Origin of the sequence: Streptomyces sparsogenes (assembly GCF_001704635.1) — a bacterium.
GTDB lineage: Bacteria > Actinomycetota > Actinomycetes > Streptomycetales > Streptomycetaceae > Streptomyces > Streptomyces sparsogenes.
Genome location: NZ_MAXF01000003.1, coordinates 1 through 13,275 on the forward strand (window position 1 = coordinate 1; position 13,275 = coordinate 13,275).

At 73.7% G+C, this 13,275-nt stretch carries 8 protein-coding genes and 1 pseudogene; 1 reads left to right on the forward strand and 8 read right to left on the reverse strand.

The annotated features are described in order from the left end of the window. Positions 1-14: 14 nt before the first annotated feature. A pseudogene (locus BBH68_RS38850) lies at positions 15-413 on the forward strand (DegT/DnrJ/EryC1/StrS family aminotransferase); the annotation flags it as partial. Here the strand turns inward: BBH68_RS38850 and rfbB are convergent. The 8 genes from rfbB to BBH68_RS00075 all read right to left on the reverse strand — a co-directional run. Beyond that, complete coding sequence (gene rfbB, locus BBH68_RS00040; protein ID WP_065957877.1) at positions 394-1,389, reverse strand: dTDP-glucose 4,6-dehydratase; 996 nt, start codon at positions 1,387-1,389, stop codon at positions 394-396. The pseudogene BBH68_RS38850 and the gene rfbB overlap by 20 nt on opposite strands. After that, positions 1,386-2,294, reverse strand: coding sequence for a glucose-1-phosphate thymidylyltransferase RfbA (gene rfbA / locus BBH68_RS00045; RefSeq protein ID WP_065957879.1), 909 nt, complete (start codon positions 2,292-2,294; stop codon positions 1,386-1,388). The genes rfbB and rfbA overlap by 4 nt, the downstream gene beginning before the upstream one ends. Beyond that, positions 2,295-7,247, reverse strand: a complete 4,953-nt coding sequence (locus BBH68_RS00050; RefSeq protein ID WP_065957881.1) for a type I polyketide synthase — start codon at positions 7,245-7,247, stop codon at positions 2,295-2,297. Between the two features lies 1 nt (position 7,248). Then, complete coding sequence (locus tag BBH68_RS00055; RefSeq protein ID WP_065957883.1) at positions 7,249-8,127, reverse strand: alpha/beta fold hydrolase; 879 nt, start codon at positions 8,125-8,127, stop codon at positions 7,249-7,251. A 228-nt stretch (positions 8,128-8,355) separates the two neighbouring features. Next, a complete protein-coding gene (locus BBH68_RS00060) occupies positions 8,356-8,670 on the reverse strand; it encodes an acyl carrier protein (protein WP_065957886.1) in 315 nt (104 codons plus the stop codon). Positions 8,671-8,732: 62 nt separating this feature from the next. Continuing rightward, positions 8,733-10,169, reverse strand: a complete 1,437-nt coding sequence (locus BBH68_RS00065; RefSeq protein WP_065957888.1) for an NAD(P)/FAD-dependent oxidoreductase — start codon at positions 10,167-10,169, stop codon at positions 8,733-8,735. A 64-nt stretch (positions 10,170-10,233) separates the two neighbouring features. Continuing rightward, positions 10,234-11,175 carry a nuclear transport factor 2 family protein gene (locus BBH68_RS00070; protein ID WP_065957890.1) on the reverse strand — a complete coding sequence of 314 codons (942 nt, stop codon included), beginning with the start codon at positions 11,173-11,175 and terminating at the stop codon, positions 10,234-10,236. Between the two features lie 14 nt (positions 11,176-11,189). After that, the coding region (locus tag BBH68_RS00075) for a type I polyketide synthase (RefSeq protein WP_079150709.1) at positions 11,190-13,275 on the reverse strand (2,086 nt) is incomplete at its 5' end.

Below are 13,275 nucleotides of genomic sequence, written 5' to 3' on the forward strand. Positions count from 1 at the left end.
CGGGCTGACCCGACAAGCTCGACGCGTTCTGCTCGGCCCGGCGGAGCAACTGGCGGCGGCTGCGCGAGGGGCTGGACGGGCTGCCGTGGCTGATCCTGCCGGAGGCGACGCCGCGCTCCGATCCGAGCTGGTTCGGGTTCGTCCTGACCGTCGATCCGCGGGCCCCGTTCAGCCGTGCCGAGCTGGTCGACTTCCTGGAGTCCCGCAGGATCGGCACCCGCCGGCTGTTCGCCGGGAACCTGACGCGCCACCCCGCGCACGCCGAAGCGCCGCACCGGGTGTGCGGCGATCTGGCGAACAGCGACATCGTCACCGAGCACACGTTCTGGGTGGGCGTCTATCCGGGGCTGACCGAGGAGATGATCGACTTCATGGTCTCCTCCATCACCGAGTTCATCGGGCGCCACCGGTGAGCGCGGAGCGTTTGAGCGGCTCCCACCAGGAGCGGTTGTCCCGGTACCAGGCGACCGTCTCGGCCAGCCCGGCCGCGAAGTCGTGCCGCGGGCGGTAGCCGAGTTCCTCCCTGGCCTTGTCGTCCCGGACCGCGTAGCGCCGGTCGTGTCCCTTGCGGTCCGCGACGTGGCGTACGCGGCTCCAGTCGGCGCCGCAGGCCTCCAGCAGGCGGCCGGTCAGCTCCCGGTTGGTCAGCGCGGTGCCGCCGCCGATGTTGTAGATCTCGCCGGGACGTCCCTTGGTGCGCACCAGGTCCACGCCGTGGCAGTGGTCCTCGACGTGCAGCCAGTCGCGCACATGGAGCCCGTCGCCGTACAGCGGCAGGTCCTCGCCGTCCAGCAGGTTGGTGATGAACAGCGGGATGATCTTTTCGGGGAACTGGTGGGGCCCGTAGTTGTTGCTGCACCGGGTGACCCGCACATCCAGCCCGTGGGTGCGGTGGTAGGAGAGGGCGATCAGGTCCGAGGCGGCCTTGGAGGCGGCGTAGGGCGAATTGGGGTCCAGGGGCGCGGTCTCGGGGCTGGTCCCGGTCTCGACCGAGCCGTAGACCTCGTCGGTGGAGACGTGGACGAAACGCTGCACACCGTGCCGCAGGGCCGCCTCCAGAAGCGTATGGGTGCCTTCGACATTGGTGCGCACGAACGCGTCGGCGCCGGTGATGGAGCGGTCCACATGGGATTCGGCGGCGAAGTGGACCACCTGGCCGGCCTGTTTCATGAGCGTGTCGACCAGCTCGGCGTCGCAGATGTCGCCGTGGACGAACGTCAGCCGGGGGTCGGCGGTCTCGAGGTTGCTCAGCGTCCCGGCGTAGGTGAGCTTGTCCAGCACCGTGACATGGGAGACGGCGGGGCCCCGCCCGGCACCGCCCCGCGCCAGGAGCCCGCGCACGTAGGCGGAGCCGATGAACCCCGCGGCGCCGGTGACGAGAAGCCTCATATTTCCTCCAGGAACCGCAGGGGCGGCAGGCCGTCCCGGTACGAGCGCGCACGGTCCATGACGTACTGGCCGTAGGGCGAATTGCTCATCTCGGCGCCGAGCGCGTGACAGTCGTCGGGTTCGATGAATCCCATGTACATGGCGATCTCCTCGACACAGCCGAGCCGGGTGCCCTGGTAGTGCTGTACGTCGCGCACCATGCGGCCCGCGTCCAGGAGGGTCTCGTGGGTGCCGGTGTCCAGCCAGGTGACGCCCCTGCCGAGCCACACCAGGTCGGCCCTGCCCTCCTCCAGATAGGCCCGCAGCACATCGGTGATCTCCAGTTCACCCCGGGCCGAGGGGACCAGGCGCTTGGCCACGTCGACGACACCGCCGTCGAAGAAGTACAGGCCGGGAATGGCCAGGTTCGACCGGGGCCGCTCCGGCTTCTCCTCGATGGACAGCAACCTGCCGCGGTCGTCGATCTCGGCGACGCCGAACTGCCGGGGATCGGCGACCTCGTGCCCGAACAGCACACACCCGCGCAGCCGCTGCACGCTTCTGCGGAGCAGCGCGGGCAGATTCGCGCCGTGGAAGAGGTTGTCGCCCAGAATCAGCGCGCACTCCTCACCGCGAATGTGATCCGCGCCGACCCGGAAGGCGTCGGCGATTCCCCGCGGCTTTTCCTGGACGGCATAGGAAATGTTCAGCCCCAGGTGTCGGCCGTCCCCGAAGAGCTGGCGGAACTGGGGCAGTTCGGTGGGGCGGCTGATGATCAGGACGTCGCGGATGCCCGCGAACATGAGGACGGACAGCGGATAGTAGATCATGGGCTTGTCGTAAACGGGCACGAGCTGCTTCGACCCCGCCAGGGTCAGGGGCTGAAGCCTTGTTCCGTTTCCGCCCGCGAGAATGATGCCCTTCATCTAGTGCTTCCCGAATTCGGTGGCGATCAGGTCGAATATCTCTTCCGCCGACGCCGATTCCAGGTCGTCGTGGGACCCGGTGGCGCCGTCTGCGGTGTCGCTCCACTTGTCGGCCAGGAGCCGCAGTCGGGCGGCGATCCGGGAGCGGGCGGCCTCGTCGACGGCGTCCGGCGCGCCGGCGGCGTCCCAGCCGTCCAGCTGCGCCATGATCCGCTCTTCGCCGGAGGCCGCGTCGGCGGTGAGCAGGTCGTACAGGTGGCGGGCGAGTTCCTCGGCCGTCGGGTAGTCGAACAGCACGGTGGTGGGCAGCCGCAGCCCGGTGCCGGCGCCCAGCCGGTCGCGCAGCTGGACGGCGGTGATCGAGTCGAAGCCCAGCTCCTGGAACGGCTTGGTGGGCGGTACGGCGTCCGCCGAGGCGTGGCCGAGGGTGCCGGCCGCGTGTGCCTGCACATGCCGTACGAGGATGTGGTGCTGCTCGGCCGGTGTGCGGCCGGCGAGCTTGCGCCGCAGCGGATCGGCCTCCTCCTTCGCCGGGCCCACTTCCCCGGCGCGCGCCTCGGCGGCTTCCGGGAGGTCGGACAGCAGCGGGCTGGGGCGCAGCGCGGTGAAGCCCGTGAGGAAGCGCCGCCAGTCGACCGCCGCGATCACGGCGCTGGTCTCCCGGCGTTCGACCGCCTGTTGGAGGGAAGCGACGGCCAAGGCGGGGTCGAGGGGGTGGATGCCGCGGCGGCGGAAGGCGTCGACCTCCTCGGGCGCGGTGGCCATGCCCACCTCGCCCCACAGCCCCCAGGCCACTGAGGTGGTGGGCAGGCCGAGGCCGCGGCGGTGCTCGGCGAGGGCGTCCAGGTAGGCGTTGGCGGCGGCGTAGGCGGCCTGCTGCCCGCTGCCCCAGGCCGCGGAGACCGAGGAGAACAGGATGAACGCGGAGAGGTCGAGGTGCCGGGTGAGCTCGTGGAGGTGCCGGGCCGCGAGCGCCTTGGGGGCGAGCGTGCGGCTCAGGTGTCCGTCGTCCACGTCGGCGATGAGGTTCTGCTCGCTGACCCCGGCGGCGTGGATGACGGCGGACAGCGGGTGTTCGGCGGGGATCGCGTCCAGCACGTCCCGCGTGGCGTCCCGGTCGGCCGCGTCGCAGGCCGCGAGGGTCACCGTGGCGCCCAGGCCGCGCAGTTCGGCGGCCAGTTCCCCGGCGCCGGGCGCGTCGGGGCCCCGCCGGCTGGTGAGGACGAGGTGCGCTGCCCCGCGTTCGGCCGCCCAGCGGGCCAGCAGCGCGCCGACGCCTCCGGTGCCGCCGGTGATCAGCACACTGCCGCGGGGCTGCCACGCCCGGTCGGCGGGCCGCCCGGGGGGCGCCTGGACGAGGCGGCGCGCCAGCGCCCCGCCGGCCCGGATCGCCACCTGGTCCTCGGCCCGGCCGTCCGCCGGCGGGCCGGCCAGCAGGGCCGCCAGCCGTGCCTCGGTCCGCTCGTCGGGCTCGGCCGGCAGATCCACCAGGCCGCCCCACCGGTCGGGGTGTTCCAGCGCGGCCACCCGGCCCAGGCCCCAGGTCTGGGCCTGGAGGGGGTGCGACAGCACGTCGTCGTGGCCGGTGGACACCGCGCCCTGGGTCACGCACCACAGCGGCACGGTGATCCCCGCGTCGCCGAGCGCCTGGACGGCCGTCACGGTGGCGGCGAGCCCGGCGGGCAGGGCCGGGTGCTCGGGGCGGGTGCGCTCGTCGAGCGCGAGCAGGCTGAGCACCCCGGTGGGGGCGTGGTCCAAGGCCAGGGCGGCCAGCCGTTCGGCGAGTTCCGGGCGGCCGGTGGCGAAGGGGTCCAGGAGGCAGGTGGCGGCGTGCTCGGTCAGGGCCCGGGTCACCGTCCGCACCGCCGGATGTCCCTCGTGACCGGCGGGGACGAGCAGCAGCCAGGTGCCGCTCGGCGCCGGCCCGGAGGGCTCGGGCAGCGTCGTCCACCGGATCCGGTGGCGCCATGACGCCAGGGTGACGCGTTCGCGGTGGCGGCGGCGCCAGGTGGACAGCACCGGCAGCGCGGGGCGCAGCGCCTCGATGTCCTCCGTGACGTCCTCGGCGTCGCCGGCGCCGCCGTCCGGCTCCAGCAGCCGCTTCAGCGCCTCGATGTCGTGGTCCTCGATGGCGCCCCACAGCTCCGCCTCGGCCGGGTCCTGGGTGCCGTCGCCGCGGGTGGCACGGGCCGGGGGGAGCCAGTAGCGCTCGCGGTCGAACGCGTAGGTGGGCAGGGCCAAGGTCCGGGGGGCGGGCGGGCCGGCGAACCAGGGCCGCCAGTCGACGGGCGCTCCGGCGGTGAACGCCTGGCCGAGCGCGGTGGCCAGCTGTTCCGGGCCGCCCTGGTCGCGCCGCAGGGTGCCCAGGGCCACGGCGGCGGTCTGCGCGGACTCGAAGCACTGCTGGAGCGCCGGGAGGACCACGGGGTGGGTGCTGACTTCGATGAACACCCGGTGTCCCGCGGCCAGAGCCGCGTCGACCGCCTCGGTGAGCCGGACGGGCCGGCGCAGGTTCCTCAGCCAGTAGTCGGCGTCCAGGGTGGTGGTGTCCATCGGGCCGCCGGTCACGGTCGAATGGAACGCGACGTCCGTGGCCTGTCCGCGGACCCCGGCGAGGCGGGACCTCACATCGTCGGCGATCTCGTCCACCTGGGGGCCGTGCGAGGCGTAGTCCACGTCGATGGCGCGGGCCCGCGCGCCGGTGGCCTCGCAGGCGGAGACGACGGCCGCCACCGCGTCGGGCGGGCCGGACACCACGGTGGAGGACGGGCTGTTGAGCGCCGCCACGCCCACGCCGGACGCCGCGTCGCCCAGGTCGGCGACGAGCCGCTCGGCCGTGTCCGGGTCCACGCCGAGGGAGGCCATCGCGCCCCGGCCGGCCAGCGCCCGCAGCGCCTGCGAGCGCAGGGCCACCACCCGGGCGCCCTCCTGGAGCGACATCGCGCCCGCGACGCACGCGGCCGCGATCTCGCCCTGGGAGTGCCCGACGACCGCCGCGGGTGTGACGCCGTGGTGGGCCCACAGGGAGGCCAGGGACACCATCGAGGCCCACAGCACCGGCTGGACCACATCGACGCGGCCGAGGTCGGCGGCGCCGTCCGCGCCCCGCAGCACCTCCGTCAGGGACCAGTCCACATACGGGGCGAGCGCCGCCTCGCACTCCGCGATCCGGGCGGCGAACACAGGTGAGGAGGCGAGCAGTTCGGCGCCCATCCCGGGCCACTGGGAGCCCTGGCCGGGGAACACCAGCACCACTCCGGCGCCCGGCGCGCCCGCCGCGCCGGTCACCACTCCGGGCGCCGGCTCCCCCGCCGCCAGCGCGCCGAGCCGCTCCCGCAGCGTCCCGGTGTCGGGTCCGGTGACGACCGCCCGGTGCTCGAACACCGAGCGCGTGGACACCAGTGACCAGCCCACCGCCCGCGGGTCGGCGTCGGCCGCCGCGTCGAGCAGCCGCCGGGCCTGGCCGCGCAGCGCGGACGCGCTGCGCGCGGACAGCACCCAGGGCGTGACGGTCCCGGCGTGTCCCTCCGCGGGCGCGGCGGGTTCAGCGGCGGGGGGTGGGTCCGAGGGTGCCTCTTCCAGGATCAGGTGCGCGTTGGTCCCCGAGAAACCGAAGGCGGACACGCCCGCCCGCCGGGGCCGTTCGGCGCGGGGCCACCCGACGGCCTCGTCGAGCAGCCGCACCGCGCCCAAGTCCCAGGCCACGTGCGGGGTGGGCGTGCCGATGTGCAGGGAGCGCGGCAACGTGGCGTGGCGCAGCGCCATGACCATCTTGATGACGCCCGCGGCGCCGGCGGCGATCTGGGTGTGCCCGATGTTCGACTTGACCGACCCCAGCCACAGCGGCCGCTCCGCGGGCCGCTCCTGGCCGTAGGTGGCCAGCAGCGCCTGGGCCTCGATCGGATCGCCGAGGCTGGTGCCCGTCCCGTGTGCCTCCACCGCGTCCACGTCCGCCGGCGAGAGCCGGGCGTTGGCCAGCGCCTGCTGGATGACGCGCTGCTGTGACGGCCCGTTCGGCGCGGTCAGACCGTTGCTGGCACCGTCCTCGTTGACGGCGGAGCCGCGGATGACCGCGAGCACCTCGTGTCCGTTGCGGCGGGCGTCGGACAGCCGCTCCAGCAGCACGACGCCGGCTCCCTCGGCGAGGTTCATGCCGTCGGCGTCCGCCGAGAAGGGCTTGGCACGGCCGTCGGGGGCCAGGGCGCGCAGCTCGCTGAATCCGATCAGCGGTGCCGGTGAGGACATCACGTACACCCCGCCGGCCAGGGCCAGCGTCACCTCTTCCTCCCGCAGCGCCTGGCACGCCAGGTGGATGGCGACCAGCGCCGAGGAGCAGGCGGTGTCCAGCGTCACCGCGGCGCCCTCCAGGCCGAGGGTGTACGCCACGCGTCCGGCGACCACGCTCGGCGAGTTGCCGGTCGTCAGCTGGCCCGCCGCGCCCTCGGGCACCTGGAAGGAGTTGAGGAAGTAGTCGAGGCCGTCGCAGCCGAGGTAGGTGCCGGTGGCGCTGGAGCGCAGGGTGTGCGGGTCGATACGGGCGTGTTCGACGGCCTCCCAGGCCAGCTCCAGCGCCAGCCGCTGCTGGGGGGCCATGGTGACCGCCTCGTTCGGGCTGATCCCGAAGAACGCCGCGTCGAACCGGTCGGCGTCGCGGAGGAAGCCGCCCGCGCGGACATAGCTGGTGCCCGGGTGCCCGGGTTCGGGGTCGTAGAGCGTTTCGAGGTCCCAGCCCCGGTCGGCGGGCAGGCCGCCGGTGCCCTCGCGGCCGGCGGCGACCATGTCCCACAGGTCCTCGGGGGACCCCACACCGCCGGGGAACCGGCAGCCGATGCCGATGATCGCGACGGGTTCGTGGCGGGCGTACTCGACGTCCTTCAGCCGGCGCTGGGCCTCGCGCAGATCGGCCGTCACGCGCTTGAGGTAGTCGAGGAGCTTCTTCTCGTCGTTCGCCATGTCAGGACCGTTCCCGCGCCGGCTTGTCCACGAGGCGCGCCAGGTCGAGCAGGTCACCGGCCACCCGCTCGGGTTCTTCCACGTGGAGGTTGTGGTCGGTGTCGACGTACCAGCGGGACTCCGCCCGCGGGATGGCCGCCTCGGCCTCCGCCACCCACTTCCGGGCGTAGCCGCCCCAGGACGCGGCGTGGGCGGGCAGGGCGACGAGCAGCAGGACGGGCGCCGTGATGTCGGGGTACCAGCGGGCGGGCGGGTCCTGCCACATGCTGTCCGCGAGCGACATGTAGTGCTCCAGCGGCAGCCGCTGCACGAGCAGCCCGTCCGGCCCTTGCACCATGTCGGCGAGGCTCGCCGAGACGGCGGCCTCCGACCACCTCGGGTGGAGGCCCCGCAGGAGTTCCCGCATGGTCTCCTCGGTCGTTCCGGTGACGTCGCGCCACCATCCGGCGAGCTCCACGCTCTTCTCCCGGGTGGGGGCGTAACGGGAGGTGTCGACGAAGCCGATCCAGCCGCCGTCCACCAGCGCGAGGCCCGCGGCCAGCTCGGGGTGCTGGGCCGCGAGCCGCACCGCGAGGTTTCCGCCCCAGGAGTGGCCGGCGAACAGGGCTCCGGTCAGCCGCAGCTCGCGGCAGACGGCCACCAGGTCCGCCACGGCGGTGGCGTTGTCGTACCCGTGCTCCGGGAGGTCGGAGTCACCGTGTCCGCGCATGTCGAGCGCGTAGACGGGATGGCCGGCGGCCGCGAGCAGGTCGGCGACCTCGTCCCACAGCCGGGCGTTCGACCCCAGCCCGTGGAGCAGCAGGAACGGCCGGCCGTCGCGGCCCGGCCGGTGCCGCACGTTCACATGCACTGCGTGGTCTACCGGGACGGACAGCTTCATGGCGGGGATCCCTTGCCTGCTGGGAGAGGAGTTGAGACGGGTGACCGGTCGAGCGGTACCGCGGCCCTAGGGTCTTTCGTTTGGATCAGGCCGGATCAGGGAGCGGGGTCTGGTGCCGTGCTTCGCAAGGCGGAGGAGGGCGCCATGGCGGAGCCATGGCAACCGACGACAACGCCGCGAGGCGCGGTGCCAGGGCCCGCGAGCCCGGCATGATCCAAACGAGAGGCCCTAGGCCGCATCCGCCTCGTAGGTCTCCGCGAGGTACTTGCCGAGCAGGGTGGAGGTGGGGTGCTCGACGATCGCGACGAGGGGGACCTCGAGGCCGGTGTCGCTCATCAGGCTCTTGGCCAGTTGCACGGCGCTCAGCGAGCTCAGGCCGTTCTCCAGGAAGTTGCTCTCCTCGTCCAGCGCGGGGACGTCGAGGACCTCGGAGGCCCGGCGGAGCACCTGCCCGGCCAGCAGCCGCTGGCGTTCCTCCGGTGTCGCGGACGCGAGACGCGCGGCGAACTGCTCGTCGTGAGTGGCTTCCTCGTGGGGTTCCATGGCTGCACCCTCTCGGTGTCGTATCGGGCTGGCGGGAGTACGTCGTGGTCCGGTGCGGTGGGCTAGCCGAGGGCGCCCTTCGCGGCGATGCCGGACGGCTTGAGCCCGACCATCTCCAGCTCCTCGGGGTGGAACGGCGGTTCGACGAGCTCCGGGTAGCTGGTGTCGGTGCGCAGCAGCGACAGGAAGCGGGAGTCGCCGAGGGCCTTCTGCGGCGCGTTCAGGCTCAGCACGCCGGTGGTGACCTCGCACACCTTCGGCGAGCGGATCGACTTGCCGGAGAGGAAGTCCGAGAACCTGAGCCGCTCGGCGACGTCCGGGCCGGTCAGCCGCGGGTCGCTGGAGAGGTTGCGGCAGTTGACGTACTGGATGTCGTTGAGCCCGGCCATGATCCAGGGGTCGTCGACCACCTCGCTGAGCGCGCGCTGGACCTGCCGGGTGCCGCCCTCGCCGAAGCCGTCGCGGGCCAGCTGCTTGTCCAGGGCCTCGGCGGCGCGGGCGGCCGCGCTCATGCCGTGGCCGTAGACCGGGTTGAACGCCGCCAGCGAGTCGCCGAGGATCAGCAGGCCCTCCGGCCACCGCGGCATCCGCTCGGGATACATGCGCCGGTTGGCTCCCGAGTGCGACTGGAAGATGGGGCTGATGGGCTCGGCGACGCTCATGAGGTCGCTGACGATCGAGTGCCGCAGCACCTTGGCGTAGCCGGTGAACTCGTCCTCGTCGCTGGGCAGCGGAGCACCGCGCGTGCTGGTGAGGGTGACCAGCCAGCGACCGCCCTCCTGCGGGTAGACCACGCCGAAGCGGCCGGGTTGCCGGGTGAGGGGGTCGGCGGCGACCTGGACCGCGGGGAAGTTTCCGTCCGCGCCCTCGGGCGCCTTGAACATGCGGGTGGCGTAGCCGATGCCGGCGTCGACCACGTCCTGCTCGACGGCCGGCAGGCCGAGGGCCGCCAGCCAGTGGCCGAGGCGCGAGGCGCGCCCCGTGGCGTCCACCACCAGGTCGGCCTCCAGCAGCCTGGGCTCGCCGCCGCCCGTGTCCCGCACCCGCACCCCGGTGACTTGGGAGCGGTCTCCGGCCAGCTCGACGGCCTCGGTGCCGTGCTCCACCTCGATCCGGCCGCCGGAGAGGATCCGGTCGCGCACCACCCAGTCGAGCAGGGGGCGGGTGCACATCATCGCGTACGCGGTCGCCGGGAAGCGGTACTGCCAGCCCCAGGCCGTCAGGGTCACCAGGTCGCGCTGGAAGCCGATCCGGCGGGCGCCGGCCGCCATCAGCCGTTCGGCGGTGCCCGGCAGCAGGTTCTCGACGATGCCCGCGCCACTGGACCACAGGACGTGGACGTGGCGGGCCTGGGGCTGCCCCTTACGGTGGTGCGGCCCGTCGGGCAGGATGTCACGCTCCACCACGGTCACGGATTCCAGGTGGCGGGCCAGCACATGGGCGGTGAGCATGCCGGCCCATCCGCCGCCCAGCACAACGGCACGTGTCGGTGTGGTCATGGCACCAAGTCCTCTCGGAGCGGGCTCGTCTGCGCGGACACTGGCCTTTCGCCCAGGGCGCCCATTACGAGGGTGTCCCGAACGGCTTAAGTGCGTCTTTCCGTTCCGGCCGCCGCGCGGTGTCCGGCGCCGGCTCCGGTGCGGTGTCGTCGTCGGGGATCCCGATCGTCATGTCGGTGAGGCCCCAGAACCCCTGGATGTGCGCGCCCAGGCGGTCCTCGTTGACCTCACAGATGGTGATCATGCGCATGCGCATCCGGGCCGGGACGTAGACCCGCGCGTCCCCCAGGACCACCACGAACCGTCCGTCCATCGACGTGACGAGCCGGCCCAGCATCTCGTGCACCTTGCCCTCGGAGCCCCGGAACGCGTGCTCGCGCAGGGCGTCCTTGCCGCGCAGCAACAGGCCGCCCACCGGGTCCTCGAAGACGATGTCGTCGGTGAACAGGGCGACGGTCCCTTCCACGTCCCCTTTTTGCAGCAGCCGGAGGTAGTTGTGGGGCAGCTCCCTGAGGGCCGCCTCGGCGGGGTCGATCACCGAGGGCCCGGCGAACGGCCCCGACCTGCCGTCGACCGAGGTCTCCAGGTCTGGTTTGCCCCAGTACGCCCGCATGTCCTCGATGAGGCCGGACTCGCCGACGCGCAGCAGCAACGCGTAGTGGCAGCGCAGGGCGGTCGGCTCCGCGCCCTCGGGCGCGGGCAGCCAGCCGCGGTCGGCGTACAGCGGGCCGCTGGGCCGGTAGTCCATGACCGCGGTGATCCGGGACAGCACGTGTGTGCCGTCCTGTCCCACGACCGACTCCACGATCGTCTCGTCGACGTTTCCGGCGACGGCGCTCTCGAAGTGCGCGCGAAGCGCCTCGTGGCCGGCCAGGCGGCCGGCCCCGACGGGGGCCTCGAACGTGACGTCCTCGGCGTACAGGCCGAGAAGCCCGTCGATGTCGCCCTCGCTGAGGCGCCGGCTGTGTTCGCGTGCGATCTTCTTGCGGGTGCGCTCGTTGAGCACCGTGTCTCCTCTGCTTACCGGTCGGGCCGTACCAGGCTCATGTCGAACACGGCGCGCCAGTACCGTCCGCGCCGGAAGGCGTAGGTGGGCAGCTCGACGCGGCGGGCGCCGGGCCCGAACACCGTCCGCCAGTCCACGGCGGCGCCGCGGGCGTGCGCCCGGGCAAGGGCGGCGGCAGCGGAGGTGACCTCCGCGACGCCGGGCCGCAGCGCGGCCACCGCGTGCGCCCCCTCACCGTCGAGGAGTCCGGCCACCTCGTGGCCGCCCAGTTCCAGGTAGACCGTGCCGTCCCCGGCCAGGTCGCGGACCTGGCCGGCGAAGTCCCGCGGCGGGCCCGGGTCCTCGTGCGGGCCGGTCAGCGCCGCGCACGCGTCGGGCAGTGGCAGCCGCCCGCTGACGTGCTCCTCGGCGAGGCGGCCGATGCCGTGGCCGCGCACCGCGCCGGGCCGCGTCCCCCACGACTCGACCAGCCGGAACAGCGCCACCTGGATCGCGAAGGCCCGGGCCGGGCCGGGGACGGCCACCGAGGTGGGATCCGCGCCGGTGAGCATCGCGTCCCGGGCGGGGAAGCCGAGGTGGTCGTCGAGCGCGGCGCAGACCGTGTCGAACGCGCCGGCGAACGCCGGGAAGGCGTCGTACAGCTGCTTGCCGGTGCCGGGCGCGGGGGCGTGGCCCGTGAACAGGACGACGAGGCGGGGCCGGCGTCCGATCACGTCCCGGGTGACGTGGGGCGCGGGTGTTCCCTCGGCCAGGGCCCGCAGTCCGTCCAGCAGCTCCTGGCGGCTCTCGCCGACGACCACGCCGCGGTGTTGCAGCGCGGCCCGGGACGTCCCCAGCGACAGTCCGACGTCGTCCGGCCGGAGGCCGGGCCGCACGTCGAGGTGGGCCAGCAGCCGGGCCGCCTGGGCGCGCAGCGCGTCGGGGTCGCAGCCGGAGAGCGGCCAGAGCACCACGCCGGCGCTCCCCGGCCCTCCTTCCGCTTCGGGTGCCGGGGGCGGAGCGTCGTCTTCGGGCGGCGCCTGTTCGAGGATGACGTGGGCGTTGGTGCCGCCGAATCCGAACGCGGACACCCCGGCCCGCCGTGGCCGGCCGGTCCCGGGCCAGGGCGTGGCGGCGGTGAGCAGCCGGATCCGGCCCCGCTTCCACGAGATGTGCGGTGAGGGCACCTCGGTGTGCAGGGTGCGCGGCAGGACGCCGTGGCGCATGGCCTGGACCGTCTTGATCACCCCGGCCATGCCGCTGGCCCCCTGCGTGTGGCCGAGGTTGGACTTCACCGCCCCCAGCAGCAGCGGGCGGTCGGCCGGGCGGTCCGCTCCGTAGACGGAGGCCAGCGCCTGGGCCTCCACCGCGTCACTGAGCAGGCCGCCGGTGCCCTGGCCCTCGACGGCGTCGATCTCGTGCGGCTGGAGCCCCGCGGCGGCCAGCGCCTGTCCGATCAGCCGCTGCTGGGCGGGGCCGTTCGACGCGCTCACGCCGTTGTTGGTGCCTTCCTGGCCGATCGCGCCGCCGCGGATGACGGCGAGCACGGGCCGCCCGTGCGCGCGGGCGGTGGAGAGGCGCTCCAGGAGCACCACGCCCACCCCCTCGGCGAAGGCGATCCCCTCGGCCCCGTCGGCGAACGAGCGGCAGCGGGTGGCCGCGGGCAGCCCTATCCCCCGGCCGGTGCCGATGAACGTCTCCGGGCTGGACATCACGGTGACGCCGCCGGCCAGGGCCATGGAACACTCGCCGCCGCGCAGCGACTGGCAGGCCAGGTGCAGCGCCACCAGGGAACCGGAACAGGCGGTGTCGAGGGTGGCGGTGGGCCCTTCGAGGCCGAAGACGGAGGCGAGGCGGCCGGAGAGCACGGCGCGCGACCCGCCGGAGGCGAGGTGGCCGAGCAGCTCGTCGGGGACGTCCTTCAGGTGCGGGGTGTAATCCTGGCCGGTGGTGCCCACGAAGACGCCACAGCGCCCGCCGCGGACCGACCGCGGGTCGATCCCGGCCCGTTCGAACGCCTCCCAGGTGGTCTCCAGCAGCAGCCGCTGCTGAGGGTCCATCACCTCCGCCTCGCCCGGGGAGATCCCGAACGGCGCCGGGTCGAACGCGCCGGCGTCGCCG

Coding starts and splice junctions, on each gene's coding strand:
- rfbA (WP_065957879.1), bottom strand. CDS start 2,294: ATGAAGGGCATCATTCTCGCGGGCGGAAACGGAACAAGGCTTCAGCCC.
- BBH68_RS00055 (WP_065957883.1), bottom strand. CDS start 8,127: ATGAAGCTGTCCGTCCCGGTAGACCACGCAGTGCATGTGAACGTGCGG.
- BBH68_RS00060 (WP_065957886.1), bottom strand. CDS start 8,670: ATGGAACCCCACGAGGAAGCCACTCACGACGAGCAGTTCGCCGCGCGT.
- rfbB (WP_065957877.1), bottom strand. CDS start 1,389: ATGAGGCTTCTCGTCACCGGCGCCGCGGGGTTCATCGGCTCCGCCTAC.
- BBH68_RS00050 (WP_065957881.1), bottom strand. CDS start 7,247: ATGGCGAACGACGAGAAGAAGCTCCTCGACTACCTCAAGCGCGTGACG.
- BBH68_RS00065 (WP_065957888.1), bottom strand. CDS start 10,169: ATGACCACACCGACACGTGCCGTTGTGCTGGGCGGCGGATGGGCCGGC.